The sequence below is a fragment of the Nakamurella alba genome, from assembly GCF_009707545.1.
GTDB lineage: Bacteria > Actinomycetota > Actinomycetes > Mycobacteriales > Nakamurellaceae > Nakamurella > Nakamurella alba.
The window spans coordinates 1,101,936-1,127,663 of record NZ_WLYK01000001.1 but is presented as its reverse complement, the minus strand read 5'-3'; the positions used below and the strand labels follow the sequence as shown (position 1 = coordinate 1,127,663).

Below are 25,728 nucleotides of genomic sequence, written 5' to 3'. Positions count from 1 at the left end.
TGTCTACTGCCCGCCGGTGCTCCCCTGACTGCCGGCCCGGGACCCGTCGCGCTGGTAGACATCCGGGATGCCGTCGTGGTCTTCGTCCACCTGCTCCTCGGCGCAGATCCGCCGGTAGTGCCGGTCCCGGATGCGCAGCAGCACGGTGGCCAGCAGGGCGGCGATCAGCGAGCCGACCAGCACCCCGACCTTGACGTGGTCGTCACGGACCGTCCCGGCCCCGAACGCCAGCTCACCGATCAGCAGCGACACGGTGAACCCGATCCCGGCCAGCATCGCCAGGCCGAGCAGGTCCCACCAGCTCATCCCGTCGGCCATCCGGATGCCGAGGACCTTCGAGGCGATCGCGGTGCCGGCCAGCACGCCGATCGTCTTGCCGGCCACCAGGCCGACGACGATGCCCAGCGCGACGGTGTCGCCCAGCGAGTCGGTGAGCCCGGACCAGCCGCCGAAGGCGACTCCGGCGGCGAAGAAGGCGAACACCGGCACGGCGAACCCGGCGGACAGCGGCCGGATCCGGTGCTCGAAGTGCTCGGCCAGACCCGGCCCGGCCTCCGGCCCGCCGGCCGCCTCACTGCGCACCACCGGCACGGTGAAGGCCAGCAGCACCCCGGCCACGGTGGCGTGCACCCCGGAGGCGTGCATGAACGCCCAGGTGAGCACGGCGAGCGGCAGCAGCAGGTACCAGGAGCGCACCCGGCGCTGGACCAGGAAACCGAACAGCGCGAGCGGCACCAGCGCGAGCGCGAGCCAGAGCGGCTGCAGCGAGCTGGTGTAGAAGCAGGCGATGATCACGATCGCCAGCAGGTCGTCGACCACCGCCAGGGTCAGCAGGAAGGTCCGCAGCGAGGTCGGCAGCGAGGTCGAGATGACAGCGAGAACAGCCAGGGCGAAGGCGATGTCGGTGGCCGTCGGGATGGCCCAGCCACCCAGGGCGCCGTCGCCGGAATTGAGGTTGAACAGCACGAACAGCAGTGCCGGGACGGCCATCCCGCCGACCGCGGCCGCCACCGGGACGGCCGCACGGCGCGGGTCGCGCAGGTCGCCTGCGACGAATTCGCGCTTGAGTTCCAGTCCGGCGACGAAGAAGAAGATCGCCAGCAGTCCGTCGGCGGCCCATTGGGCCAGCGTGAGGTCCAGGTGCAGCGCGGCCGGCCCGACCCTCACCTGCCCGAGCCCGGTGTAGGCATCGCCCCACGGCGAGTTCACCCAGACCAGCGCCACGACCGTGCCGATCAGCAGCAGCACACCGCCGACCGTCTCCCTGCGGAGCAATCCGGCGATCCGGCTGGCCTCCGGCCAACTACCCCGGCCGAGCAGGGTGAAAGGGGTGAGCGCACGGCGCACTGGCGGAACCTCCCGGGTTCGAGGGTCGATCGATTGCCCGCCGACCAGACTTCCCGGCACACCTGACAGTCATTTTACCGCACAGCCGCGTGCCGGGCGCCTACGCTCGATCGGGTGGAGGAACTCCCGAGCCGCAGCCGCCGGCTGGACCTCACCGGGATCCCGCCCGGTGCGGTGCGGCGGGCGCTGGTCTGGTCGTCGAGCGCCTCCGGCATCGTGCACCGCGGATTGCCCTCGCCATGGATCACCGTGGTCGTCCCGTTCGGCGAGACCGTGGTCCCGGTCGGCATTCCCGACACCGGCGGGCACCGGGTGCAGGAATTCCGGACCCTCGTGGGCGGGCTGCACGACCGGTCGGTGCTGCTCCCCCAGGACCGTCCGCAGGCCGGACTGCAGCTCGACCTGCACCCGTTGGCCGCGCGCGCCCTGCTCGGCCTACCGGCCGGCGAGATCCACGGCAGGGTCCTCGCTCTCACCGATCTCGACTGGCCGGAGCTGGCCCCGGAGCTGATCGCCGGCCTACCGGCGGACGTGGTCCGCGATCAGATACTGGCCGGTGTCCGCGCCAGACTCGTTGCCGCGCAGGCCCCGTCACCGGAATTGACCGAGGCGTTCCGGTTGGTGGTGGCCGGACACGGCCGGCTCCGCATGCCGCAGGTGGCGGACCTCGTGGGGTGGTCCCGGCGCCGGCTCACCGAACGCATGCGGTTCGAGACCGGGCTCGGTGCGAAGGAGCTGTCCCGGATCGCCCGGTTCACCGCCGCAGTGGCCGATGCGCGGACCGGTCGTGCGCTGGCCGACATCGCCCACCGGCGTGGGTACGCGGACCAGGCTCACCTGTCGCGCGACTGGCGGGACCTGGCCGGCTGCTCGCCGCGGGAGTGGCTCGGCGCGGAGGCGCCGCTGTTTTCTTCAAGACCTGAGCCGGTCGACGGGTCCAGACTGACGGCATGACAGACACGGAGCACCTGACCGGCACGGAACGCATCGGCACCTGGCCCGCCCTCATCTACGCCGACGCGGAGGCGGCCCTGACCTACCTGGTGGAGGTCGTCGGCTTCACCGAGTCCATGGTGGTCCGCGGCGACGGTGACCGGCCGATCATGCATGCAGAGTTGCGCTGGCCGGGCGGGGGTGGGGTGATGTTCGGCTCCACCGAGCGCGGCAACGACTGGACCGGCCGGTCCCGGGTGGGCGACAGCAGCCTGTACCTGGTCATCGACGACCCGGCGGTGGTGGCCGAGCGGGTGCTCGCCGCAGGCTGGCAGGTGGTGCGGCCGCTGCAGGAGACCGACTACGGCAGCAAGGAGTTCGGCTTCCTGGACCCTGAGGGCAACGCCTTCAGCATCGGCACCTACGCCGGGGCCCACGCCACGGGGTGAACCTCAGTGGCGGAGCAGCGTCAGCACCGCCCGCTCCACCGTCGGCGCCCCGGCGACCAACGACAGCACCTCGCCGGCCGATTCCTCGTCGACCACGTCGGGCAACGTGTCGGCGAGGGTGCGGGTGGCCCGGCGGACTGCGGAGCCGACGGTGCGCCGCTCCTCGAACGCCGAGATCACCCGCGGGTCGATGTAGGAGGCCCGGCAGACCGCCGGGGTGTTGCCCAGCCGCTGCGAGACCGCCTTCACCGCCTGCCGGACCGCCCGGTCGACCGCACGGCGGGACCACTGCTTCCCGGCGGGGTTGTCCTCGGTGAGCTGGGCCAGGGCGACCGCACCGAGCACGGTGCCGTGCCAGGTGCGGAAGTCCTTGGCCGAGATGTCCGGCGCCAGCACGTCCTTCAGATAGGCGTTGATGTCGGCACTGCCGATGTGCTTCCACTGCCTGCCGTCCCGGTAGGCGAGCAGTTCGTCGGGGCCGCTGCGCCGCAGCTTCATCGCGCCGATCACGTCCAGCAGGTCGGGGTCGGTGATCCGCTCGATCCGGTGCAGGCCGGACTTGGCGGTGTAGTCGAAGACCAGCGTCTTCCCCTCGCGCCGCACGTGCTCCTGCCGCAGCGTCGACAGCCCGAAACTGCCGTTGGACTCGGCGTATACCTCGCCGCCGATCCGGAAGTGCCCGCGGTCCAGCAGCCGGAAGGCGCAGGCGAGTGCCTTCTCCCGCGGCATGCCGTCCTCGTGCAGGTGGGTGGTCACGGCACGCCGTGCGATCGGCAGCCGGCGGCCGAAACCGACGACCCGCTCGAACTTCTGGTGGTGCCGGCCGGATTCCCAGTCGGCGTGGTAGCGGTACTGGCGGCGCCCCGCGACATCGGTGCCCACCGCCTGCAGGTGACCGTTCGGCCACCGGCAGATCCACACGTCGGTCCAGGCCGGTGGGATCACCAGAGCGGCCAGCCGGTGCCGGATCTCCGGGTCCGTGATGGCGGTGCCGTGCTCGTCGAGGTACTCCCAGCCGCGCCCGCGCCGCCGGCGACCGTAGCCCGGCTGCCCGGGATGACTGCGCCGCAAGCGTGCCACCGTTGCTCCCGTCCTCCCGCGGAGCCCAGCCTGCCCTGTGCTCCTGGTGACCGCTGTTCCCCCGTCGCGCGAGGTCAATCCGGACAGCGGACGCACAGCCTCTGACCTGCGGGTAAGGCAGTACTACCTTGCTGGCGCAGGCTGTTTCGGGGGTCTAGCGTCGAGATCGACGGCCTGCCGCTCCGCCGCGCGGCAGGCCGTCGGGACACGCCGGACCAACCGGTCGGGCACCGACCCCAGGAGGTACCGATGACCGCCGCCGTCGACATGCCGAAGATCTCCGAGTGCACCGTCTCCGGGTGCTCGTACAACGACCACTCGTCCTGCCACGCCTTCGCCGTCACCATCGGCGGGGCGAACGGTGACGCCGAGTGCGCCACCTTCATCCCGCTCGCCGACAAGGGCGGTCTGCCCACGGTGACCGGCCAGGTGGGCGCCTGTCAGCGCGCCGACTGCGTACACAACGAATCGCTCGAGTGCACCGCGGGCACGGTGAAGATCGGTGCCGGTCACGATCTCGCCGACTGTCTGACCTACGAGAAGGGCTGACCCGCAGCTGTTCTCCACAGTGATTCTCCTGATCGATCAGGAGACGGCGGTGCCGAAGAGCCGGCCGATGGCGTAGGTCACGACCAGCGCGACGGCACCGCCGATCACCACCCGGATCACCGCCTTCCGCGGTCGGGCGCCGCCCAGCCGCGCGCTGATCACCCCGGTGAGCGCCAGCGCCAGCAGGACGGCGACGGCCGTCACCGGAACCCGCCAGGACCCGTTCGGCAGCAGGATCGCCACCAGCGGCAGCAGCGCACCCACGGTGAACGACAGCGCCGACGCGCCGGCGGCCTGCCAGGGTTTCGCCAGTTCCTCCGGGTCCAGGTGCAGCTCGGCGTCCAGGTGGGCGGCCAGCGCGTCGTGCGCGGTCAGTTCCTGTGCGACCTGTCGGGCCGTCGCCGGCCGCAATCCCTTGGCCTCGTAGATCCCGACCAACTCGTCGAACTCCGCCTCGGGATCCTCGGCCAGCTCCCGCTTCTCCAACGACAGCAGCGCCTTCTCCGAGTCCCGCTGGCTGCTCACCGACACGTACTCGCCCAGCGCCATCGAGACCGCGCCGGCCACCAGTCCGGCGAAACCCGCGGTGAAGATGACCCCGCGGTCCGCCGTCGCACCGGCCACGCCCACGACAAGTCCGGCGGTGGAAACGATCCCGTCGTTCGCCCCGAGCACACCGGCACGCAGCCAGTTCAGCCGGGAGGTGTCGTGGTGCGGTTCGCCGGGGTGGCCGCCGGGCGGGTCGGTGTCGGTGCTCACCCTGTGAGACAACCATTCTCGCGACGGAAATCCAAACGGACCCACCGGTGTCACGGACGCACGGCAGGCCGGCCGACCGCCGTCACCCCGACCTCCACCTGCGGACTGCCGAACAGCTCGCCGAACACGACCGGCGCGAGCCGGGCGCACTGCACCGTCGCAGCCCCGGCCGACACCGAGACCTGCACCCGGACATCGGCATCGCGGGTCGAGAGGTAACGCAGGGCTGCGGCCGCCGCGGCGGTGGCCGGCCTGGGTCCCGGGCCACCCGTCTCCGACGGGCGCACGGTGTCACCCGCGGCAGCCGCGGCCCCGTCGCAGAGCGCCTGCAGCTGTTGCCGTTGCAGGAACGCCGACCCGGCAGCCGTGACCGCATAGCCGAGCACCAGCAGCACCAGCGCCATGCCGATCACCAACGGCGCCACCGATCCCCGGTCACCGACAGGCCCGCGCCCGCTCACCGGCCCTCCCGCAGCTCGCCGACATGCCAGGTGAGCACTCCGGTCGCGGTGTTGGCGGTCCCGGACAGCATCGAGGGCACGCCGGGCAGGGTCACCGTCGCCCGCACGCAGACGTCGTAGACGGCGCCCGGCCGCAGCGAGGGAACCACCGGCGGCGCAGCGCATCCCGCACCGACCGGCACCACCGACACGACCATCCCGTCGGTCCCGATGCCCTGGTCCTGCAGCGCGACGCCGGCGACCAGCCGGGCCCGCTCCATGCCGATGCCCACCGACGGCGCCGCATCCAGCGCCCGTACCGCCTGTCGTACCGCCTGGTCCACGCCCAGCGATGCGGCCTGCAGCCGGAGCAGTGACAGCAGGATCCAGGTGACCGGCAGCAACACCAGCACAGCCAGTACCAGCACCTCGATGACCGCGCGGCCGCCGTCGGTGTTCTCGGCTGTCAGGGGCGTTCGCGCAGGGCGTGGCCGGTCACGGTGATCTCCGGCAGCGCCCCGTCCAGCGGTGAGATCAGTCCGGGTGCGGTCATCGTGCAGCTGACCCGCACCAGCAGCCCCTCGTCGACCGATTCGCAGCGCAGCGTGCCGGAGGTGGAGGCGAGCAGGCCGTCGCCGAGGGCGGCCCGGACCCGCTCGGTGGCGGCCGCCACCGGCACACCCTCGGCGGCCGCCCATCTCGCCGCATCGGTCACCGCAGAGGTCAGCATCACCCGGACCCACGCCCACAGTCCGACCGACAGCAGCGCCAGGAACAGCGTCAGCAGCAGGACCAGCACCATCGAGAACTCGGCGACGGAGGACCCCCGGTCCCGGCGGCCGGCACCGCCGCGCCGGTCGATCAGTCGCCACCCTGCCGGACCTTGTCGAACGCCTCGGTGACCGCCTCGGTCACCTGGTCCCGGAACACCACCAGCAGCGCGACCACGGTGATGGCGGTCATCACCGTGATCATCACCCACCCCGGCACGTCCCCGCGGTCCCGCTCCCCTGTCCCCGACCCGCGCACGTGACCGGCGACCTGCGTGAACAGCGCCCACCATCCGATCACCAGCGCCGTCACGACCCGGCTGATCCGCCATCGCCCCGCACCTGATTCCCCCACGAACTCTTCCCCTCTGCCGTTGCTGTTGACATAGCAGGGCGGACCGCGGGCACCGCCCCCCGAACGCGACGCGGTGCACCCCCGACCCCGAGCGCGTGGCGGTCCCCCGACCGCCCGCGATCCACCCCTGCCGCGAAGGGTAACCACCCGATCGACGGCACGGCAACACATTCCGACCAGCACGAAGGGGTGAAATCCTCACCGACCGTCACGCACGGGCGTGCCCGCCAGGCATCCGGATGGCGAAGTGTCCGGTCGGTGTTGCCGAGAGTCACCGAACCGCGGACGTCGGTACGGCCAGGCCGTCGATCCGTGGGCGAGAGTAGAGGTCCCGGTGGTCGTCGGCACTGTGGGACGAACGACGAACACTGTGGGACGAATCGGACATGACGGTAGGGTGCCGTGACGATCGAGATGGGGTGATGGGCCTGACCACCGTGGACGCCCTCACCGACGGTGCCGACAGCGCCGGCGGCCCCGTCCCGGACCCGGCGGAGAATCCGCTGCCGGTCCTCACCCCGGACGCCTTCAAGCTGGTGTTCGACGAGTCCCCGGTCGGTATCGGCCTGGCCGACGGACAGGGCCGTTTCCTCGCGGTCAACGCCGCGCTGTGCCGGCTGTTCGGCCGCCCGCAGTCGGAGCTGCTGGGCCGCAACAGCATGCCGTGGACCCACCCCGACGACCGCGCCGCGCACGGCAGCGCCACCGTGCTGGTCGAGAACGCCTCGGACGGGGTGGCGAAGGTCGAGAAGCGCTACGTCCGACCGGACGGCAGCATCCGTTGGGCCTGGCTGTCGTTCAACCATGTCCCCGGCCCGGACGGCGAGACCTGGACGCTGGCGCACATGCAGGACGTCACCGAGCGGAAGGCCGCCGAGCAGGCGCTGCGCGAGTCGGAGTCCAATCTCCGGCTGGTGGCTGCCGTCATGCGGCGGATCGGCGCCGGCGACGACGTCCGGCCGGCGATCGTCCGGGCCGCTCGCGAACTGGTGGGCGCGGACCGCGCCGAACTGGTCGAGAGTTCCACCGGGAGCAGTGATCTGGAGGTTACGGCGGAGGTCTGCGATCCGGCCGGTTCCGACGACGCCACCCCGATCTCGACGCCGAAGGCACTCGAGCACGTCCGACGCACCGCGAACCCGCTGTTCCTGGACGAGCTCAGCGGCCGGGACATGTTCCTGCCGCAGGTGGACCGGCGGTTCCGCGGCGCCCTGCTGGTCCCGGTCTGCGCGGACGGCCAGGTGGTCGCGGTCCTGCAGGTGGGCTGGCGGGAACTTCCCGGGCTGTCCGCGAGCAAGGCCACCGAGGCGCTGGCCGTGCTGGCCGACCAGGCCGGCATCGCGCTGCACCAGGCCAGGATGGTCGCCGAACTGGAGCTGCTGGCCGGGACCGACGAGCTCAGCGGCCTGCCCAACCGGCGTGTCTGGGACCGTCGGCTGCCCGAGCTGATGGCGCAGGCCGTCCGGACGGGATCCCGTCTCACCGTGGCGATGTCGGACTTCGACCACTTCAAGGAGTTCAACGACCGGCACGGTCACCTGTCCGGCGACCACCTGATCCAGGCGTTCGCCGCGAACACCCGGAGCCGGTTCGGCGACGACGCGCTGGTGGTGCGCTGGGGCGGCGAGGAGTTCGCGCTGGCGGTCCTGCACGCCGCCGGGGCCGACGTGCACGCCGTCGTCGAACGGTTCCGCACAGCGGTCCCCGGCCCGGGCACGGCGAGCGCCGGCTACGCCACCTGGGACGGTGCGGAGAACCCGACCGCGCTCATCGGCCGGGTGGACGAGGCGCTCTACCGGGCGAAACGGGCCGGCCGGAACCGGTCCGAGGGACTGTCCGCCTGACCCGCCGGCCCGCGCCGGGCCTATCATGAACCGGTGTCCGGGAACCGGGGTGTGCGCCGTCGTCCTGCGCTGACCTCCCGACGCCACATCGACCTGCTCCGGGTCTGCAGCAGCGCCTGTCGCTGATCTCCCTGCGCTGAATCCCCAGTGCTGAATCCCCTGCGCTGAATCCCCAGTGCTGAATCCGCGCCTGCCCTGTTAGCCCTGATCTTCCCGGAGCCCTGATGTCCGCCCTGTTCAGCTTCCCCAACCCCGTCAACGAGAAGGCCGCCCGCAGCGTGGCCGGCCTGGTCGTCGTGCTGGCGACCGTCACCCTGGTGCTGCGCAGCGAGGTGCTGGTGGTGCTGCTGGCCGCCGGGTTCCTCGCCCGGGTGCTCACCGGCCCGACCCTGTCCCCGTTCGGCCAACTGGCCACCCGGGTGATCGCCCCGCGGCTCGGCCCGCCGAAGCTCGTCCCCGGCCCGCCGAAGCGCTTCGCGCAGGGCATGGGCCTGGTGATGACCGGCACCGCGGCCGTGCTGGCGCTCGTCGGCGTCGGGGTGGTGCCGTGGGTGCTGGTCGGTCTGGTGATCGTGGCCGCTCTGCTGGAGTCGGCCTTCGCGATCTGCCTCGGCTGCATCGTGTTCGGCCGGCTGCAGCGGCTCGGCCTGATCCCGGCGTCGGTCTGCGAGGAGTGCGCGAACGTCGGGCAGCGCTGGTCCGCGACAGCACCCGCGGCGTGAACCTGCAGGAACACTCCGGCGCATGATGGAGCGCACCGTGTGTCATCACGATCCGTCACCACCCGCCCGGTGCCACCTGCGCGGGTGAGACCCGCCGGACAGTGGCACGGCAGGCTCCGCCGACTGTCACCGACAGTGACGAGCGGTCCCTCCGACGAGCCCGGCGCCCATGATCGATTCACTCATACTGGGTGAGTCGTGCTCCACCGGAGGGGATCTGGGCACGACGCCTTCTGGCCGTGATCCTCACCGGGAGTGACCTGACATGCGTGCCGTCCCGCGCCGCACCCGCCGACTGGTCCGGCTGTTGCTGCCCCTGCTGCTGGTCCTCGGCGGCCTGGTCGGGATCTCGTCCGCGTCGTCGGCCGCCGCGGCCGCCCGCACCCTCTACGTCTCTCCCGCCGGCAGCGGCACCGAGTGCACCCCCGCCCGTCCCTGCGCGCTGACCACCGCCGTGTCCGCCGCCACCGCCGGGAGTGTCGTGCAACTGGCCGGCGGTTCCTACGGCAACGTCGACGTCCGCGGCGGCAAGGCCACCACCACCGCCCCGGTCACCGTCCGCCCCGCCACCGGCGCCACCGCCACCTTCGGCCGCCTGGGCACCTACGCCCCCAACCTGGTGTGGAAGAACGTCACCGTCACCATCACCTTCTATATCTACTCCACCGCCACCGGCACCACCGTCGACGGCGCCCTGCTCGACGGCGGCGGCATGTTCCTGCGCTCCAACAACGTCACCGTCCGCAACTCCGAGTTCCGCGACGGCTCCTCACTCGACGGCATCCAGATCTCCCGCGCCACCAACGTGCTCGTCGAGAACAACTACGTCCACGACTACAACCAGACCAAGGGCGGCTCCACCGGCTACCACGCCGACTGCATCCAGATCTACGACGCCAACAAGATCACCCTGCGCGGCAACACCCTGGCCAACTGCTACAACGCCGGCATCATCTTCTCCCCCGGATCCGGCTGGGGCGTCAACGACGTCCTCGTCGAGTCCAACTTCGTCCAGGGCTGCCTGGTCAAGTCCGCCGCCTGCAACGGCGGCACCAGCATCGACCTGCGCTACACCAAAATGACCGGCATCACCGTCCGCAACAACACCTTCCTCGACGGCGCCGCCCGCATCACCACCCCCGGCGCCGTCTTCGACCGCAACATCGTCGACTACCTCTCCGACTGCGGCGCCGTCATGACCAACACCGTCGTCGCCCGCTGGAACCTCGGCCTCTGCCGCGTTCCGTCTGCACTGGGGAACAACGGGAACCGTTACGGTGTCGTCGATGTGGTCAACCGGACCAGGCACGACCTGCGGCCGGTCGATCCGGCGCAGACGGTGATCAGCCCGGTCGGCGCGAGGAAGAGCGCGGCGCTGGACCGGAAGGGGACCGCGCTCGCCGGCACGACGGCCGGTGCGACGGCCGGTGCGGTGGTGGAGGTCTCGGCCACCTCGTCGCGGACGGACGGCGCGGACGGACGGGCACCGGACGTCCGGGTCACCTCCCCCACCCGCGGCTCGAGCGCGTCCGCCACCCGGTCGGCCACCTTCACCGCGTCGGCGACGGACGACAAGTCCGGCGTGCGTTCGGTCCAGATCCTCGTGGACACCGTGCCTTTCGGTGCCGCGACGCTGTCCGGCGGGCAGTGGAAGCTGCCGGTGAACACCCTGGCGCTGACCAAGGGACGGACCTATCACGTCGTCGCCCGGGCCACCGACGCCGCCGGCAACACGGCCGACAGCGTGGCTGTGCCGTTCAGCGTGCGCTGACCTCCGGCACCGGGCGGGGTCCCAGCAGGGCCAGCCCGTCGGCGAGCCGGCGCAGGGCGCGCCGGACGGCCGGCCGCACCGACGGGTCCAGGTGGTCCAGCGACTCCGCGACATCACCGGCCGGACCGCCGTTCTCGTCCGCCCGGACGTCGACCAGTGCCGGGACGTCGGCCAACCGCCGCGCCTCGGTCGCCAAGGTGCGGGCGGCCTCCGCCAGCTCCGGGCGCGCGGTACCCGGCGTGCCGGTCGCCACGGCCAGGGTCCGGGCCGCTGCCGCGCAGCTGCTCAGCACCGACACCCGGTGCCGGGTGGCGACCCGGTCACCGCCGAAGAGCCGACCCCGGGTGAGTCCGCGGCGCAACCGGATCAGCTGCCGGGCCGCAGCATCCAGGCCGACCACCCCGCCGATCAGGTCGTTCTCCGGTGTCCGTCCGTCGAGCGTGTCCGCGACCCCGTCCAGCAGACCGCCGAGCTGGTCCAGGAAGTCCTTTCGCGCCACCCTCAGGGTGGCCCGACTGTGCGTGGGCAGCACCAGCAACGAGACCAGGATGCCGATGACGGCACCGGCGACGGTCTCCTCGAGGCGGAGTTCCAGCAGCTGGCTCGAGAAGGTGCCGAGCAGCGTGTAGAGCTGGCCCAGCAGCACGGTGACGAAGAAGATCATCGCGGTGTACGACACCGGCTGCAGGAAGAACGCCCCGAAGATGCAGACCGCGATCACCACCAGTGCGGGCACCGTGCGGCCGTCCACCAGTTCGGCGACCCAGACCGACGCGACCAGCCCGACCAGGGTGCCGGAGATGCGGGCCACCCCCTTGGACAGCGTCTCGCCGGAGGTCGCGGTACCGGCGAAGGCGATGAATGCGGCGATCACCGCCCAGAAGTAGCGCTGCGGCGAGATCGCCTCCCCCACCACGATGGCCAGCGCGGCGGCGAGCCCGGCCTGCACCGCCTGCCGGGTGGTCAGCCGCAACCGGGAGGGGCCGAACCGCGGGGCGCCGTCGCGGTCCAGGGTGCGCTCGGCGAGGGCCGCGGATCCGGGCAGGTTGCCGCCGACCAGGGTGATGACCGGCTCGAAGTCACCGTCGTCCAGGCGGTCCCCCGGGTCACCGCGCAGTACCTCGCCGGAATCCCACTGCTGCACCGCGTCCAGCAGGAACCCGGCAGCGCCGGACAGCCGCCGCACGGCCGGGGTCTCCTGGAACGGGTCGAGCAGGCGCAGGGCGTCGCGGGCCTGCTCCGGACCGTCCCAGCCGAGTGCGGTCAGCGCCCGGCGGACGGCGTCGAGGAGCTCCGGCCCGAGCACCGCACTGCCGTCGGCGATGTCGACCGCGGCCGAGCAGAGCTCGTCCATACCGATCTCAATGTCGACGGTCCACCGGCGCATGCCGCCGGGCGAGGCGCCCTCGGGCAGCGACCGTTCGTCGGCCAGCTGGCCGTCCAGCAGCAGCGCCACCTCACGCAGCTGGATCAGCTGTTTGCGCAGCGCCAGCACCTTGCGCCGGTCCCCCGGGTCGTCGATGACCTCCAGGGCGGCAGCGACACCCGTCCGCGCCCGGGCCCGTAGCGCTGCGACCACCCGGCGCAGCTTGGCCTCCGGATCCTCGTGCAGGACGGTCAGCAGCAGGGCACCCACCCAGACGCAGGCCAGCAGCACGGCGAGCAGCAGGAACGGCAGCTCCTGCACGGGCGGATCGAGGAACAGCGCGAAGAAGAAGCTCTGCCAGGTCAGGAAGCCGAGGGTGAACCACCGCGGGCCGAACCGGCGGACCCACACGGCCGCGAAGGACACCAGCACGAAGGTGACGAGCCCGAGCAGGTGCACCTCCGCGGTCAGCACACCGAGGGCCACGCCGCCGACTGCGGCCACCGGGCAGCAGAGCACGGTGACCAGCGCCGCTCGGCGGCGGCCCTCCTTGACCCCCGAGGCCATCAGCACCGCGACGACGGAACCGATGAGCATCGGCAGCATCGCCGGTCGGCCGAGCAGCGCGGCGAGGCCGGCCTCCAGGGCGATGGTGCTGGCGAGCGCGACCAGGGCGCGCAGCCCCTGCCGGAGCCGGGCCGCGCCGGGATCGGAGGCGATGAAGCGGTCACGGGTGTCCCGCAGTTCCTGCCGGATGCGGTCGGAGCCGCTGTCGAGCAGGTCGGAGGCCCTGGCCACCGCCGAGGTCATCGGCCCGTCTCCGGCTGCATCACCGGATTCTCTCAGCCGCGCACACGACCGCGGCGCCACCCCTGGGCGGGGCGCCGCCGCGGCGGAGTGAGCTCACCCCTCGGGAGCTCCGGCACGGCCGTCAGGCCGTGGAGACCAGGGTCGCGTAGGCCACGATGTTGCTCTCGTAGGACCCGGCGTCGGAGTCGAAGACCCCGCCGCAGGTGATCAGCCGCAGGCCGGCGTGGTCGAGGTTGCCGTAGACCGACAGGGTCGGGAAGTCGTCCTTGGGGTAGGACACCACCCGGTCGACCTTGAACACGGCGGTGGTCCCGTCCTTGCGGGCGATGTCGATCTGTGCCCCTGGCTGGAGGTTGCCCAGTTCGTAGAAGACACCGGGGCCGTACTTCTTGGAGTCGACGTGGCCCAGCACGATCGACGGACCGAGACTGCCTGGCGCGGGCGACTTGTCGTACCAGCCGGCCTTGGAGTCCGGATCGTCGAGCGAGGGCACCTCGATGGTGCCGTCGGCGTTCTGCCCCAGGTCCAGCAGCGAGGACTGCACCCCGATCGACGGGATGGAGATCGACGTCGGCGCCGATGCCGGCAGGGTCAACGGTGCTGCTGCGGTGGTCTTCGGCGGCGCGGTCGTCTTCGGCGGCGCCGTGGTCTTCGGCGGTGCGGTCGTCTTCGGCGGCGCACTGGTCTTCGAAGGCGCGGTCGTCTTCGGCGGCGCGGTCGTCTTCGGCGGCGCCGTGCTCTTCGGCGCTGTCGTGGCGGTCGCGCTCGGCGCGGACGTGACGCTTCCGGCGGTCGCGCTGCTCACCCCCGCGGCCTGGGCCGCGTTCGGCTGCGGCGGGCCGGACTGCGAGGAACAGGAGGCGACCACGAGCAGCACGACACCGACCACTGCGAGCAGTGCTGCGAGAAAGCCTGCACGCCTGCGCCTTCCGGCGGAGGAGGCGTCCAGATCGTCCGGCATCGGTTCGGAGCTCATGACCGTCCTTCGTGTTGCTGCCCGTGGAGAGAGGACCGGGTCCGGGTCGCCTCGGGAATGGCGACCCGGACCCGGCGTCTCATGTGCGGATCGACCCGATCAGGAGTGGTCGGATCCCGCGGTGCTGTCGGCCCGGCGGCGGCCGGCGTAGACCGCGGCGCCGGCGGCACCGAGCAGCGCCGCCCCACCCAGGACGAACAGTCCGGTCTCGTCCTTCTCCGCGGTCGCACCACCACCGGTGTCCACCGAACCCGTGGGCACGGAGCCCATCTGGTCCATCAGGAACGGCGCGACCGCGGCCAGGACATCGGCCTCGGCCATCGGGGTCTCGAACGCGCCCTGGTAGACGCCGCCCTCGGCGGGCTGTCCCAGCAGGTTCGCCACGACGGCGGCGTGCCGCGCCTCGACACCGAAGATGCCGGCCGCGGCCTGCAGGATGGCCTTGTCCTTGATGTACCCGGCGGCTCCGAGATACGCACCCACGCCGACGTTCTCGAATGTCACGCTGGTGGTCAGGTACGAATCACGCGAGGCGAACGCGTCACCGAAAGACACACCCGGCTTCTCCACCGGGGTGCCGCCCAGCTGCTGGATGGTCTGGGTCAATGCGGTGACATGTGCCTCCTCGTCGGTCTGGATGGTGCCGACGTACTCGGCCTCCGTCCCCGACAGCAGACCAGCGGCGTTGCCCTGCTGGTAGAACGCCGCCTCCAGGTACTCCAGGGTGAGGGCGTAGTTCAGGACGTCGATGTCGTCCTTGAAGTCACCCCGTGAGGCCAGTGCCCACCGGTTGTTGAGCGCGGTGAGCGCCTGCTGCGGGCTGATCTGGGTCAGTTGACCACGGACGAAATCTGCTCTTTGCGACATGTTCTTCTCCCTCTCAGCCGATCAGCGGCTGGACGACGGCGAGAACCTCGTCCATGGTTGCGTGGGCCTCGACCGGTGCCGGGAACGGCTTCCCGCCGGTGAGCGTGGCGATGACGGCCGCGTGGCGGGACTCCACACCGGCGATCGACGCCGCCGCCGCCAACACATCACCGCTGGAGATGAGCGGCACCTGGCCGTGGTAGGCGGTGACACCCAGCTCCTCGAACACCGAGGCGTTCTTCAGGAACGACTCCTTGGAGTCGAAAGTGCCTGCGGGGTAGGTGATCTTCGGCTTCTCGGCCGGCGTCCCACCGAGCGAGGTCACCGCGGCCGTGACCGCCGTGACGTGCTCCTTCTCGTGGTCACCGATCGGGGTGATGAGCTCCAGCTCCCGCCCGGACAGGAAACCCTTCGCGATGCCCTGGGCGTAGAAGTCCGCCTCCAGGTACTCCAGGACCAGCGCGTAGTTGAGGATGTCGACATCCCCACCCGCGGCGCTGGCCTTCTTGATGTCGGCCGCCTCCGCTGCCGACGGCACGGCCAGCATGCCTCCGCCGGCAAGAGTGGCGCCCACTCCCACCAGCCCCGCGAACTTCAGGAAACTCCGGCGATCGGTGTTGCTGCGGAACTGCAGCACCGACCTCCCACCGAAGAGTTGTCGATCGCCCATCATTCGTTCCTTCCCTGGGAAGTACCCGTCCGGGTACTGGGATGCGCACCGGCGCACGCCTGTCACGGGCGCCGTGTACGTACAGCTGTGCTTCGTTGCGGTGCTGCGCGTCGGTCACCGGTCGCACCCGGCAGCCCGACCCCGTGCGAGGGACTCCGGCGCGCTGTTCGGCCGGTTGGGACATCTGTGCTTCGGCCCCGGTCCGTACCCGGATGGGCCGGACGGCGGAGAAATTCCCCAGCAGATCCACAGGAAAACGTTCCTGCTCTATGCGTTTCAGGTTCCGTCGATCGGGAACCGTGTCACACCAATGCCCAGGATCCTCTACACCAGGCCGGAACTTGGTTGCGCTCAGAACCCGACGAAGGTGCCGACGATCAGCGCCACGTTGAGCGCCGATATCGCCAGGCCGATGAGCAGTCCGAGCCGGCGCACTGCGGCGGAGTTGGTATACGCCCCCATCAGCGCCTTGTCCGACGTGAGCCGGATCAGCGGGAAGATCACGAACGGCAGCCCGAAGGACAGCACCACCTGGGAGATCACCAGCACGTCGGTCGGATCCGCGCCGACGGTGAGCAGGACCAGCGCCGGCAGCAGGGTGATCAGGCGGCGCAGCACCAGGCTGATGCGGGTGCGCAGCAGGCCGGCCATGATGACACTGCCTGCGTAGCAGCCGACCGAGGTCGAGGCCAGCCCGGAGACGAGCAGACCCACGCCGAACAGCACACCGATCACCGGGCCGAGGTCGGCCGACACCGCGGCCTGCGCCCCCTCGAGGGTGTCCACGTCGCTGCGACCGGAGAGCGCCGATGCGGCCAGCAGCAGCATGGAGATGTTGACCGCGCCGGCGAACAGCATCGCCGCGACCACGTCGGTCCGGGTGCTGCGCAACAGGGACACCTTGGCCTCGGGCAGCAGGTCCGCACCGAACCGGTCACGTGCCAGTGCGGAGTGCAGGTAGACCACGTGCGGCATGACCGTGGCGCCCAGCATCGCGGTGGCCAGCAGCACCGCACCGGAATCCGTGAACCCGGGGACCAGGCCGGAGAGGATCCCCGAAGGGCTGGGCGGTGCGACGAACAGGCCGGCGACGAAGCCGATCGCGATGATCATCAGCAGCGCGATGATCACCCGCTCGAACGGCCGTTGGCCGCGGCGGTCCTGCACCACCAGCAGCACCATGGAGACCAGGCCGCAGATGAGACCGCCGAGCGGGAGCGGGATGTCGAACAGGATGGCCAGGGCTACCGCGCCGCCGACCACCTCGGCGAGATCGGTCGCCACGGCCACGCTCTCCGCCTGCAGCCAGTAGGCGAGCCGCCCGCGCCGCCCGAGACGTTCGCCCACCAGTTCCGGCAGCGACCGGCCGGTGACCAGGCCGAGCTTGGCGGAGAGGAACTGCACCACGCCGGCGGCCGCGGTGGCGAGCACGAGGATCCAGACCAGCGAGTAGCCGTAGCCGGCGCCGGCGGACACGTTCGCGGCAACGTTGCCGGGATCCACATAGGCCACGGCCGCCACGAAGGCGGGTCCCAGCAGAGCCAGTCGGTTGCTCCGCCGAGGGTTGGTCCGACGGTTGCTGCGCTGTCGGCGTGGTGTCGCTTCGATGGTCATCGCCGCCTCTTCCCGACCCAGGTCGTCCCTGGGTGTCCGTCGGTCCGTCGTCGGATCGGCGACGGGAGTTCGGAGCACCGGAACCTGCGGTTGGGTGGGAACGAAGTCGCCATCGGTGGCGGGTTCGCAGAGGCTGCTGGGGCCGGGCACACCGTCAGGTGGCCCGGTGATCGAACGGATACGGAAAGTAGTCACTGAACACAAGGAGCTACCATCACACCGAAGGCCTACCCACCCGTGGAGTAACGGGATGATGATCTTCGCTCGGGCGAGTGGATGCGTCTGACTTCAGTGCGCTCGGAGCGACGCCGTTCACCGGATGGTGCCGCAGAACCACACTATTCGGCCCATTGTGCTGCAAGCGTTCCACCCGGATGATCGAAGAAACCGGAGACACCGGTTCACCCAGCTGGACCAGCAGGAGCAGACACCATGAGCACCATCGCACTGCAGGTCGTCCATCGGCCTGCCGGCGACGTCGAGAACGTCCGGGTGTTCACCCCTCCCCTCTGGGCCGGTCCGGACCACGCCTACATCAGCGGTCCCGGCGAGCTGAACTCCGTCTGCGGTTCCTGCGGCCGCACCCTGCTCCGGGGTCTGCGGGACATGCATCACATCCCCGGCCTGCTCTTCGTCTGCCCCGAGTGCCGCGCCTGCAACGCCATCCCCGGCCGTCCCCCGACCCGCCGCCACCGCTGACACCCTTTTGGGTGCCCACCGCCGTCCGATCCTCGGACTGGCTGCCGCGGATACCACTGTCCCGCATGGAACGAACGGCCGATCCTTCCGGCGTGGCGATCCTTCGGTGTAAGGACCCTTCCGGCCTCGTGCCCGACGACTCTTCGTTGCCGTCCCCGCGATGACGTCGAAGTCGGAGAAGAGGCTCCCGCCCGGGTCGCGCTCCCTTACACAGAAGATGGGCCGAAGGCTGCTCCGGGAGTTTTCCCCGGAGCTTCGCCGCCCGTGAGCACCGGTCGGAGGGCGGCACCGTCGGTCAGGGCGCGCCGTCGCGGGTCAGCGGGCGACTCGGCAGGTGGCGGTGCCCTGCTGCAGCACAGTCGCCCGGGCGGCACAGTTGCCCGAGCGGCGAACTCGTGACGAGCCGGCCTCGCAGAACTCTCCGGAGGAGCTGCACCGAGCTCGGGGTACTACCGGACCTCGGCGACAGCCGGCCTCCACCAGCCACCTCGGCCGGGACTACTCCACGAGCCCGGATGCAGCCGGGCCGCGAACACCCACCTGCCACAGCAGACCCTGGGACGGCTGTCGAGAGCCCCCTGGGCTGCAGGGAGTGCGGAGCCCGCAGCGAGTATCCCGAGACAGACTCCCGCCCGCCGGCCCGGCCGGCCCCACGGGGCAGGACCCGGGATGGAGCAGCGAGGTTCGACAGTCGACCGGACGATCTGGTCGCGTGCTTCGGCAGCGACAGTCGTAGCAACGTCACCATCGTGCGGTCCCATGCGGCGCGACACCGGAATCACCTCGGCCACGCCGTCACGATGGCGATCTGTCCTCCCAGGTGATCGATCGGCGACCTCTGGCAGCGCGAACGGACCGCCACGACGCCAAAGGCTCACCTCGAATTCGTGGCACCCCATCGCGACGATCGACGGGACGCTCCCGGGTGATTGTCGGTGGCATCGGTCATGCTTGTCGGGAAGTCAGGACTGTGCGACGGCCGGAATCTTCGAACGCTCGGACAGCGGCCATCGCAGGCCTTGTCGGCGCCACGATGGCCGCTGCCCATTGACGGACACCATCCGTTGACATCTGGTTGCAGAGCGAAGTAGTCACGAACAGATGTTCCAAACTGGTTGTCCTGCTGCTACTCTGAGACCAGTGACCTCCGGGGGGAGGTGGACACAGCAGGTCTCGCACGTCAGGGCGATGGAAGCGGAACGGGGTGGGAACCATGACAGCAACGTCGGAGACGGCGCCGGCAGCACGCCGCGCCGAGGACGCCCTGCACGCGCTGTCCACCCTTGATCCTGCCGAGCTGTCCGGCCGGAAGGTGATCGACGGGATCGCCGCGGGGTACCAGGCGATCTCGTACCTGCAGGCCGTGATGCAGGGCTGGATGGCCCGTCTCGCCGAGCCCGGCGTGATCCCCTCCGCCGAGGACCTCCTCAAGCACCCGGCCAAGGGCAGTTCGGCAGGACAGGGCAGTTCCGCAGAACAGGACACCGCCGAGGGTAGCGGCACGGCAGCGGGCAAGGACTCAGCCGCGTACGAGAACGCCTCTGCGCGTGAGAACGCCTGCGCAAGTGAGGGCGTCGCCGCTGGTCAGGACACTGTATCGGATGAGAACACCGCGACAGGCGAGGGCAACGTACCGGGCGAGGACACCGGCGAGGATGACAACACCGATGCGGGTAGCACCTCGACAGGTGAGGATGCTTCCGCGGGCGAGGGCCTCACCGCCGACGAGAACACCACCGCCGGTCAGGACCACACCGGCGGTGACGGCAATGCGTCGGAGCGGATCTACGATCTGCGGGCGTCGAACCCGGATTCGACGGCCGAGTTCTTCGACCTGATGGACACGCTGGAGAAGGCGAAGGCCCGGCGGGACATGGTGGGTGGGGAGCTCGCGGCGGCGCTGGTGCTCTCGCCCAAGTCCGGGTCGATCTATGTGCAGCGGGCCATCGACCTGGTCGAGGAACTGCCCGACACCCTGGCACTGCTCCGCGAAGGCGTGTTGGACCAGACCCGCGCGTCGATGATCCACAAGTACTCCTGCAAGCTGCGCGACCAGACCCTGCTGTGCGAGTACGAGCGCCGCGCCTTGAAAGTCGCACCCGGGCGGGCGCCGGCGAAGCTGGAGCCCCTGCTCGAGCGGATCATCACCGACCTCGAGCCCGAAGACGCCGCCGCGGCGGAGAAGCGGGCCTTCAACGACCGGCGCACCGGCCGGTACGACCTCGAAGGGGCGATGGCCCGGTTCTATGCCGACCTCACCGCGGAGAACGCCCAGCTGGTGCAGCAGCTGGTGGACCAGATCGCCCGCACCATGGGCAACGCGGGCGGACGGACCCTGGAGCAGTGCCGCGCCGATGCGTTCGCCGCGATCTTCGAACAGCTCCACGCCCACGGCACCATCGACCTGCGCGAGATCCTCGCCGCCGCCGCCCACGTCGCCGCCGGCGGCGACATGCCCGACGACGACGATGAAGTCGAGGCCTTCGACGAGGGAACAGACGACGAGGAAACAGACGGCAAGGGAACCGACAGCGATACCCACGATCTCGCCGATGAGGACGACGCCGACGAAGGAGCAGGCGGCGTGCCGGACGACCGTATCTCCGATGCCGGCGGTGACACCGAGGCCCCGGCCGCCGAGCCCGCCGCGGACACCGATCAGAGTGCCGAGCACCACACAGACGACGAACCCTCCGGAACCACCGGTGCCGAAGCCGATTCCACCGGCACAGGTACAGAGACCGATCCCGCCGACCCTTCCGCGACCGATGACTCCGCAACCTGCGACTCCGACGGCGCGGACACCGAAGTTGATGCTGACGAGGCGGTCGACAACGGTCCGGTGGGTGACGGCTGCGACACCACAGGAGCTACCGACCACACCGAACCCTCCGACACCACCGAGCACCTCGCCCGCACGGACACCGAAGCTGATGCTGACGAGGCGGTCGACAACGGTCCGGTGGGTGACGGCTGCGACACCACAGGAGCTACCGACCACACCGAACCCTCCGACACCACCGAGCACCTCGCCCGCACGGACACCGAAGCTGATGCTGAAGAGGCGGTCGACAACGGTCCGGTGGGTGACGGCTGCGACACCACAGGAGCTGCCGATCATCCGGTCGACCTGATTGCCGACAGGCACGGCGACGCCGCCGAGGCCACGAACTCGCGGCTCGCGGGTGTCAATGCCCCAGCAGGCTCGGAGCCCGAGAACCGTTCCGATTCTGAACATCCGCTGGCCCAGGGAGGCAGCGGATGTTCAGAATCCGAGCCGCCCGACACCGATCCGGCCGGCAACCCAGAGCGCGGCACCGGCGACGGTGGCGCAGATTCCGACGACCCGCCGCCGTTCGATCCCTTCCGGCTCGACGACCCCGACGCACCTCGCCCGTCCGCGCCGAAGTGGAGAGCTCCGGTCTGGCAGGACCGCGCGGTCAACCCGGCGCTGCCCTGGAACGGCGTCATCACCATCTCCCTCCAAGCCCTCGCCGGCCTCGCCGACCACCCCGGGGACATGTCCGGGTTCGGCTGCATCTCACCCGACCTCGCCCGACAACTCCTCAAGGCAGCCAACTCCATCACCCTGCTCGTCATCGACCCCGAGACCGGAGCGCCCGTCGGAGTGTCCGACCGCGTGTACGTGCCACCCGGGAGTCTGCGCCGCAAAGTCATGCTCCTCACCCAGACCTGCTCCTGGGTCGGCTGCAACCGCAAAGCCGAACGCTGCGACGTCGACCACGGCGAACCCTTCGACCACAACAACCCCGCCGCCGGCGGCAAGACAACCCTGCGCAACCTCCGACCATTGTGCCGGTTCCACCACCGCCTGAAGACCTTCACGGCGTGGACCACCACCGAACACGCAGACCGCACCGCCACCCTGGTCAGTGCCCTCGGCCGCACCACCCGAAGACCCCCACCCGCCGTCACCGACCCCGGCGAGTGGGAACCCGCCTGGCAGACCGAGGACGTCGACGACGACACCCCGCCGTTCTGACCGGGAGCGCCGGTCAGCTTCGCGTCAGCGCCTCGATCCCCGCTACCTCGACGATCCCCGCGCCGAGATCCCGCAGCACCGGATCATCGGTGATCAGTGCATCGGCCTGCAGCTTGGCCACGGCGAGATACTCAGCCGCGTCGAGGGTCTCCCAGCCGTTGTCCCGCGCGAGCCGCCAAGCGGTCCCGCGCGACACCCGGTCGCCGAGCAGCCTGATCTTCAGCTCGGTCATCCGCTCGTGCAGTCGCAGCGCGGACTTCTCGTCGAGCTCCCCGGCCTGCACCGCCGCGTACAGCAACCCCAATGCCTGCGAACGCAGCACATTCGGCGCGACCAGGGAGTGGCCGTCCGCGATCTCGACCTCCTCGGTCACGATCCTGACGAGCACCGGGGCATCGATCACGAACCGTGTCATGCCGCACGACTGTACTCAGCCCGCCACCGCTCAGCCCGCAACCACCGTGATCGTCACCAGCCCCGGGTACACGGCAAAGAGGATGGTGATCGGCAGGACCAAGAACACCACAGGCAGCATCATCGCGATTTCTTTGCGCCCGCCGGCCTCGAGCAGTTCCCGCTTCCCCAGCTCCCGCACATCGGCCGCCTGCGCCCGGAGCACATCGGCCAGCGGCGTGCCGCGCTCCACCGCCACCGCCATCCCGTCCAGGAACCGGGCGAACGGCGCCAGCCGGGTCCGGTCCCGGAGTGCGGTCAACGCGGTCAGCAACGGGGTTCCGGCGCGTACATCCGCCAGCAACGACGAGAACTGGTCGACAAGATGCCCCGACGCCAACCGGGTGATCCGCTCGATCGCGCCCAATGGGCCCTCCCCCGCCGTCACCGCCAGTGCCAGCATCTCCGCGATCACCGGGAACTCGGCGAGGATCTCGGAATCCCGGCGGTCCGCCGACCTGGTCAGTGCCCAGTCCCGCGCCAGCACTCCGCCGATCGCGCAGGCCAGCACCAGCACCGCAATGCCCACGACGTTCGACCCGCCGAACAGCACGGCCGGCACCCCGATCCCCATGCCGACGGCCGCCGCGCCAGCACCCCAGATCACCTGCTCCGTCCGGAACTCCTCCACCGTCGTCCCGCCGCCGAGCACTTCCAGCCGCCGGCGCACCGACGCCTGCCCACCGACGAGCGAATCCAGCCGACGGACCAGTTCCTGCAGCACCGGCGCCAGGAGCGCCACCGGCGCCGACACCCGCCGGGAATGCCCGGACGCCAACAACTTCGACGGCAGCACGGCATCCGACAGGTACGGGGCGACCCGGTCGGCGAGCGTCCGCCGCCGCAGCGGCGGCGAGGACAGCACCATCAGCAGCAGCCCCGCCGCGACGCCACCACCGACCACCACACCCCACAGCACGGCGGTCATCGCAGCACCCGGCGGTCCTCGGGCAGCCGGCCGATGCGCACCATCAGTCGGTAGGCCGCCACCGACAGCACCGCACCGATCAGCAGGATCATCGTTCCGGTCGGAGAGTCGTAGGCCGCCAGGGTCTCCCGCTGCGTGGCCAGCAGGACGAGCACCAGCCACGGCGCCGCCACCGCCATCCGCGCCGCGTTCACCGACCACGACTGCCGGGCGAGCAGCTCGGCCCGAGTCCTGGCGTCCTCCCGCAGGAAGCCGGAGAGCGTCAGCAGCAGCCGCCCGAGATCGGTCCCGCCGACCTCCCGCGCCACCCTCAGGGACTCGCACACCCGATCGCCCACCGGGTCGGCCAGTGCCGCCTTCAGCCGGTTCAGGCTGTCGTCGAACTTCCCGCTCGTCCGGTAGTCGGAACCGAAGCGGCGGAACGGTTCCCGCAACTGCTCCGGCCCGCGCACACCGACGGCCGACAGTGCTTCCGGCAGGGACAGACCGGCCCGCACCCCGGAGGTCAGGTTGTCCACCACCTCCGGCCACAGCTCGCGGCGGTCCGACATCCGGCGGTTCCGCAACCGGGCGACGATCAGCCGCGGCCCGGCCGCACCGAACACGGCGAAGATCCCCGACACCGACACCGAGCCGGTCACCACCAGGGAGAGCAACAGCACCACCACAGCGGACCCGGCCTGCAGCATCCCCAGCTGCAGCGGCGACACCGACGTCAACCCCGCCTGCAGCAACATCTCCCGCATCCGCTCGGTCCGCACCCGCGGACGCGGTGCCGCGCGCGACCCCCGCGCACCGGACCAGACCAGCAGCAGACCCACGCCGAACAACGCGCCGATGACAGCACCCATCCCCCACACACCCCTACCCCGTGAACCGCGAACTGCTCCCCACGGCCGATGGTGCCACAGAACACGCCGGTGCGGCAGCTGTTACGGTCAGCACGAGCCCTGAACGGGCAGACCCTCCGGAGGTGGCCGCCGCACACAGGCGCATCGGCACGTGCCGTGCCGTGGACCCACCGGGCCCGGGACCCCCGCGCGGACAGCGCATCCCGCGGCCTTCCCACCCGACCGGAAGGACACCCATGACCATCACGTTCAACCACACCATCATCGCCGCGATCGACCGGCACGCCTCCGCGACCTTCTACCGCGAGGTGCTGGAGGCCCGCGACGCCCCCTCCTGGGGGCCGTTCCTCAACGTGCAGCTGGACGAGGGGGTGCTGTTGCAGTTCGCCGAGCCGTCGGTGGAGATCCAGATGCAGCATTACGCGTTCCTCGTCGACGACGACCACTTCGACCGCGCGTTGGCCCGCATCCGCGAGCGCGGCATCACCCACTGGGCGGACCCGCAGATGCAGCGACCAGGCGAGACCAACACCGAGCACGGCGGCCGCGGGGTCTATTTCAAGGACCCGGCCGGGCACGGGCTGGAGCTGATCACCCGTCCCTACCTGTGACGATCGCCGTTCCGCAGCTCCCCCGGGGTGCTGCCGAGGTGCCGCCGGAACGCGTCGATGTAGCTGCCGGGTGAGGCATAGCCGACCCGCGCGGCCACGGCGGTGACCGGCAGGTCGGTCATCAGCAGCGGCATCGAGGCGAACAGCCGGGCCATTGTCCGCCAGGTCCCGAAGGTCATCCCGCACTGGTCGAGAAATGCCCGGGCAACGGTCTTCTCGCTGCCGAACACGGACGCCGCCCAGGCGGCAAGGGTGCGCGGGTCGGCCGGATCGGCCAGCAGGCCGCGGGCGATCGCCAATGCCCGTTCCTCGGTGGGCATGGGCAGGTCGGTCCCGGCGTCGGGCAGTACCTCGAGTTCGGACAGCAACAGGCCGACCATCGCACCCGCGCCGGCGTCCGCGAGGCCCGACCGGCCGAGGGCGAGCAGCAGCTCGCGGGCGAGCGGGGACACGGCGAACAGGGTCGGCACCGCCGGATCGAACTGCGGACGTCCTGCGGCGAACTGCAGGCAGAAGCCGGTGGAGGCCACGTTGGGCACCACCTCGGACGGGACCCCGGCCGGGATCCACAGGGCCCGGCCCGGGGTGAGCGCCCACCGCCGGCTGCCGATGTGGGCGGTCATCATCCCGGAGTCGATCCAGATGAGCTCCCGGGGCCGACCGGGGAGCTCCGCGTACTCGTAGTCGAACCCCCACGGCTCGTCGAAGACCGATCGGTAGACGGCGAACTCGGACCGGCCGGTGCCGTACATCCGGGCGTGCACCAGCCCGCCGGCCTCGCCCACCAACTCCACGGTCACCAGCTCCTCGCACCCGGACGGTTGTCCGGGAACCGTCACGGCCAGTCCGTCAGCCGGAATG

At 70.8% G+C, this 25,728-nt stretch carries 26 protein-coding genes; 10 read left to right on the top strand and 16 right to left on the bottom strand.

What is annotated here, in order from left to right:
* Positions 1-3: 3 nt before the first annotated feature.
* Positions 4-1,347, bottom strand: a complete 1,344-nt coding sequence (gene nhaA / locus GIS00_RS04980; RefSeq protein WP_322097515.1) for a Na+/H+ antiporter NhaA — start codon at positions 1,345-1,347, stop codon at positions 4-6.
* Positions 1,348-1,461: 114 nt separating this feature from the next.
* On the opposite strand from nhaA, the gene GIS00_RS28820 reads away from it, so the two are divergent.
* Both GIS00_RS28820 and GIS00_RS04970 read left to right on the top strand, forming a co-directional pair.
* Positions 1,462-2,301 (top strand): helix-turn-helix domain-containing protein, encoded by an 840-nt coding sequence (locus GIS00_RS28820; RefSeq protein ID WP_154767188.1) that lies wholly within the window; start codon positions 1,462-1,464, stop codon positions 2,299-2,301.
* Positions 2,298-2,729 carry a VOC family protein gene (locus GIS00_RS04970; protein WP_154767187.1) on the top strand — a complete coding sequence of 144 codons (432 nt, stop codon included), beginning with the start codon at positions 2,298-2,300 and terminating at the stop codon, positions 2,727-2,729. The genes GIS00_RS28820 and GIS00_RS04970 overlap by 4 nt, the downstream gene beginning before the upstream one ends.
* Positions 2,730-2,732: 3 nt before the next feature.
* On the opposite strand, the gene GIS00_RS04965 is transcribed toward GIS00_RS04970, so the two are convergent.
* A complete protein-coding gene (locus tag GIS00_RS04965) occupies positions 2,733-3,809 on the bottom strand; it encodes a DNA topoisomerase IB (RefSeq protein WP_322097514.1) in 1,077 nt (358 codons plus the stop codon).
* 249 nt (positions 3,810-4,058) lie between these two features.
* On the opposite strand from GIS00_RS04965, the gene GIS00_RS04960 reads away from it, so the two are divergent.
* The gene (locus GIS00_RS04960; RefSeq protein WP_154767186.1) at positions 4,059-4,358 is read left to right on the top strand and encodes a DUF1540 domain-containing protein; all 300 of its coding nucleotides are present in this window, start codon (positions 4,059-4,061) and stop codon (positions 4,356-4,358) included.
* Between the two features lie 36 nt (positions 4,359-4,394).
* On the opposite strand, the gene GIS00_RS04955 is transcribed toward GIS00_RS04960, so the two are convergent.
* From GIS00_RS04955 to GIS00_RS04940, 5 genes are read right to left on the bottom strand one after another with little or no spacing between them, the layout of a single operon-like run.
* Entirely contained in the window at positions 4,395-5,117 is a 723-nt protein-coding gene (locus GIS00_RS04955) for a VIT1/CCC1 transporter family protein (RefSeq protein ID WP_322097513.1), read from the bottom strand.
* Positions 5,118-5,167: 50 nt separating this feature from the next.
* A complete protein-coding gene (locus GIS00_RS04950; RefSeq protein ID WP_196073119.1) occupies positions 5,168-5,578 on the bottom strand; it encodes a pilus assembly protein TadG-related protein in 411 nt (136 codons plus the stop codon).
* The gene (locus GIS00_RS26790; protein WP_196073118.1) at positions 5,575-5,985 is read right to left on the bottom strand and encodes a hypothetical protein; all 411 of its coding nucleotides are present in this window, start codon (positions 5,983-5,985) and stop codon (positions 5,575-5,577) included. The genes GIS00_RS04950 and GIS00_RS26790 overlap by 4 nt, the downstream gene beginning before the upstream one ends.
* Before the next feature lie 38 nt (positions 5,986-6,023).
* Complete coding sequence (locus tag GIS00_RS04945) at positions 6,024-6,419, bottom strand: TadE/TadG family type IV pilus assembly protein (RefSeq protein ID WP_322097725.1); 396 nt, start codon at positions 6,417-6,419, stop codon at positions 6,024-6,026.
* Entirely contained in the window at positions 6,419-6,640 is a 222-nt protein-coding gene (locus tag GIS00_RS04940; protein WP_154767182.1) for a hypothetical protein, read from the bottom strand. Before GIS00_RS04940 ends, GIS00_RS04945 begins: the two co-directional genes overlap by 1 nt.
* A gap of 464 nt (positions 6,641-7,104) precedes the next feature.
* On the opposite strand from GIS00_RS04940, the gene GIS00_RS04935 reads away from it, so the two are divergent.
* From GIS00_RS04935 to GIS00_RS04925, 4 genes are all read left to right on the top strand, one after another.
* A complete protein-coding gene (locus tag GIS00_RS04935; RefSeq protein ID WP_196073117.1) occupies positions 7,105-8,526 on the top strand; it encodes a sensor domain-containing diguanylate cyclase in 1,422 nt (473 codons plus the stop codon).
* Positions 8,527-8,559: 33 nt separating this feature from the next.
* Positions 8,560-8,652, top strand: a complete 93-nt coding sequence (locus tag GIS00_RS29255; protein WP_407666746.1) for a putative leader peptide — start codon at positions 8,560-8,562, stop codon at positions 8,650-8,652.
* A gap of 98 nt (positions 8,653-8,750) precedes the next feature.
* A complete protein-coding gene (locus GIS00_RS04930) occupies positions 8,751-9,248 on the top strand; it encodes a DUF4395 domain-containing protein (protein WP_154767180.1) in 498 nt (165 codons plus the stop codon).
* 265 nt (positions 9,249-9,513) lie between these two features.
* The gene (locus GIS00_RS04925) at positions 9,514-11,019 is read left to right on the top strand and encodes a right-handed parallel beta-helix repeat-containing protein (protein ID WP_154767179.1); all 1,506 of its coding nucleotides are present in this window, start codon (positions 9,514-9,516) and stop codon (positions 11,017-11,019) included.
* On the opposite strand, the gene GIS00_RS04920 is transcribed toward GIS00_RS04925, so the two are convergent.
* From GIS00_RS04920 to GIS00_RS04900, 5 genes are all read right to left on the bottom strand, one after another.
* Positions 11,006-13,195, bottom strand: a complete 2,190-nt coding sequence (locus GIS00_RS04920) for an FUSC family protein (RefSeq protein ID WP_154767178.1) — start codon at positions 13,193-13,195, stop codon at positions 11,006-11,008. The genes GIS00_RS04925 and GIS00_RS04920 overlap by 14 nt on opposite strands.
* A 121-nt stretch (positions 13,196-13,316) precedes the next feature.
* Positions 13,317-14,171 carry a class F sortase gene (locus tag GIS00_RS04915; RefSeq protein ID WP_154767177.1) on the bottom strand — a complete coding sequence of 285 codons (855 nt, stop codon included), beginning with the start codon at positions 14,169-14,171 and terminating at the stop codon, positions 13,317-13,319.
* Positions 14,172-14,270: 99 nt separating this feature from the next.
* Positions 14,271-15,038 carry a ferritin-like domain-containing protein gene (locus GIS00_RS04910; RefSeq protein ID WP_154767176.1) on the bottom strand — a complete coding sequence of 256 codons (768 nt, stop codon included), beginning with the start codon at positions 15,036-15,038 and terminating at the stop codon, positions 14,271-14,273.
* 13 nt (positions 15,039-15,051) lie between these two features.
* Positions 15,052-15,708 (bottom strand): ferritin-like domain-containing protein, encoded by a 657-nt coding sequence (locus GIS00_RS04905; RefSeq protein ID WP_154767175.1) that lies wholly within the window; start codon positions 15,706-15,708, stop codon positions 15,052-15,054.
* A gap of 351 nt (positions 15,709-16,059) precedes the next feature.
* Positions 16,060-17,322: an Nramp family divalent metal transporter gene (locus GIS00_RS04900; RefSeq protein WP_154767174.1), complete on the bottom strand. Its 1,263-nt coding sequence runs from the start codon at positions 17,320-17,322 to the stop codon at positions 16,060-16,062.
* Between the two features lie 432 nt (positions 17,323-17,754).
* On the opposite strand from GIS00_RS04900, the gene GIS00_RS04895 reads away from it, so the two are divergent.
* Positions 17,755-18,021, top strand: a complete 267-nt coding sequence (locus tag GIS00_RS04895) for a hypothetical protein (RefSeq protein WP_154767173.1) — start codon at positions 17,755-17,757, stop codon at positions 18,019-18,021.
* A 1,213-nt stretch (positions 18,022-19,234) separates the two neighbouring features.
* Positions 19,235-22,024, top strand: coding sequence for an HNH endonuclease signature motif containing protein (locus tag GIS00_RS04890; protein WP_154767172.1), 2,790 nt, complete (start codon positions 19,235-19,237; stop codon positions 22,022-22,024).
* Positions 22,025-22,037: 13 nt separating this feature from the next.
* Here the strand turns inward: GIS00_RS04890 and GIS00_RS04885 are convergent, their stop codons facing one another.
* From GIS00_RS04885 to GIS00_RS04875, 3 genes are read right to left on the bottom strand one after another with little or no spacing between them, the layout of a single operon-like run.
* Positions 22,038-22,439 (bottom strand): type II toxin-antitoxin system VapC family toxin, encoded by a 402-nt coding sequence (locus GIS00_RS04885; protein WP_154767171.1) that lies wholly within the window; start codon positions 22,437-22,439, stop codon positions 22,038-22,040.
* Between the two features lie 30 nt (positions 22,440-22,469).
* Positions 22,470-23,405, bottom strand: a complete 936-nt coding sequence (locus tag GIS00_RS04880) for a type II secretion system F family protein (RefSeq protein ID WP_154767170.1) — start codon at positions 23,403-23,405, stop codon at positions 22,470-22,472.
* Positions 23,402-24,256: a type II secretion system F family protein gene (locus tag GIS00_RS04875; RefSeq protein WP_154767169.1), complete on the bottom strand. Its 855-nt coding sequence runs from the start codon at positions 24,254-24,256 to the stop codon at positions 23,402-23,404. Before GIS00_RS04875 ends, GIS00_RS04880 begins: the two co-directional genes overlap by 4 nt.
* A 236-nt stretch (positions 24,257-24,492) precedes the next feature.
* Between GIS00_RS04875 and GIS00_RS04870 the strand changes: the two genes are divergently transcribed.
* Entirely contained in the window at positions 24,493-24,867 is a 375-nt protein-coding gene (locus tag GIS00_RS04870; protein ID WP_154767168.1) for a VOC family protein, read from the top strand.
* Here GIS00_RS04870 and GIS00_RS28815 read toward each other — a convergent pair.
* The gene (locus GIS00_RS28815; RefSeq protein ID WP_196073116.1) at positions 24,858-25,667 is read right to left on the bottom strand and encodes a helix-turn-helix transcriptional regulator; all 810 of its coding nucleotides are present in this window, start codon (positions 25,665-25,667) and stop codon (positions 24,858-24,860) included. The two genes, GIS00_RS04870 and GIS00_RS28815, sit on opposite strands and share 10 nt — an antisense overlap.
* Positions 25,668-25,728 lie beyond the last annotated feature (61 nt).

What these genes read in the sequence shown, in the direction of transcription:
- GIS00_RS04970 (WP_154767187.1), top strand. Translation starts at nt 2,298, where the DNA reads ATGACAGACACGGAGCACCTGACCGGCACGGAACGCATCGGCACCTGG.
- GIS00_RS04960 (WP_154767186.1), top strand. Translation starts at nt 4,059, where the DNA reads ATGACCGCCGCCGTCGACATGCCGAAGATCTCCGAGTGCACCGTCTCC.
- GIS00_RS04935 (WP_196073117.1), top strand. Translation starts at nt 7,105, where the DNA reads ATGGGCCTGACCACCGTGGACGCCCTCACCGACGGTGCCGACAGCGCC.
- GIS00_RS04930 (WP_154767180.1), top strand. Translation starts at nt 8,751, where the DNA reads ATGTCCGCCCTGTTCAGCTTCCCCAACCCCGTCAACGAGAAGGCCGCC.
- GIS00_RS04925 (WP_154767179.1), top strand. Translation starts at nt 9,514, where the DNA reads ATGCGTGCCGTCCCGCGCCGCACCCGCCGACTGGTCCGGCTGTTGCTG.
- GIS00_RS04920 (WP_154767178.1), bottom strand. Translation starts at nt 13,195, where the DNA reads ATGACCTCGGCGGTGGCCAGGGCCTCCGACCTGCTCGACAGCGGCTCC.
- GIS00_RS04915 (WP_154767177.1), bottom strand. Translation starts at nt 14,171, where the DNA reads ATGAGCTCCGAACCGATGCCGGACGATCTGGACGCCTCCTCCGCCGGA.
- GIS00_RS04910 (WP_154767176.1), bottom strand. Translation starts at nt 15,038, where the DNA reads ATGTCGCAAAGAGCAGATTTCGTCCGTGGTCAACTGACCCAGATCAGC.
- GIS00_RS04905 (WP_154767175.1), bottom strand. Translation starts at nt 15,708, where the DNA reads ATGGGCGATCGACAACTCTTCGGTGGGAGGTCGGTGCTGCAGTTCCGC.
- GIS00_RS04900 (WP_154767174.1), bottom strand. Translation starts at nt 17,322, where the DNA reads ATGACCATCGAAGCGACACCACGCCGACAGCGCAGCAACCGTCGGACC.
- GIS00_RS04895 (WP_154767173.1), top strand. Translation starts at nt 17,755, where the DNA reads ATGAGCACCATCGCACTGCAGGTCGTCCATCGGCCTGCCGGCGACGTC.
- GIS00_RS04890 (WP_154767172.1), top strand. Translation starts at nt 19,235, where the DNA reads ATGACAGCAACGTCGGAGACGGCGCCGGCAGCACGCCGCGCCGAGGAC.
- GIS00_RS04885 (WP_154767171.1), bottom strand. Translation starts at nt 22,439, where the DNA reads ATGACACGGTTCGTGATCGATGCCCCGGTGCTCGTCAGGATCGTGACC.
- GIS00_RS04880 (WP_154767170.1), bottom strand. Translation starts at nt 23,405, where the DNA reads ATGACCGCCGTGCTGTGGGGTGTGGTGGTCGGTGGTGGCGTCGCGGCG.
- GIS00_RS04875 (WP_154767169.1), bottom strand. Translation starts at nt 24,256, where the DNA reads ATGGGTGCTGTCATCGGCGCGTTGTTCGGCGTGGGTCTGCTGCTGGTC.
- GIS00_RS04870 (WP_154767168.1), top strand. Translation starts at nt 24,493, where the DNA reads ATGACCATCACGTTCAACCACACCATCATCGCCGCGATCGACCGGCAC.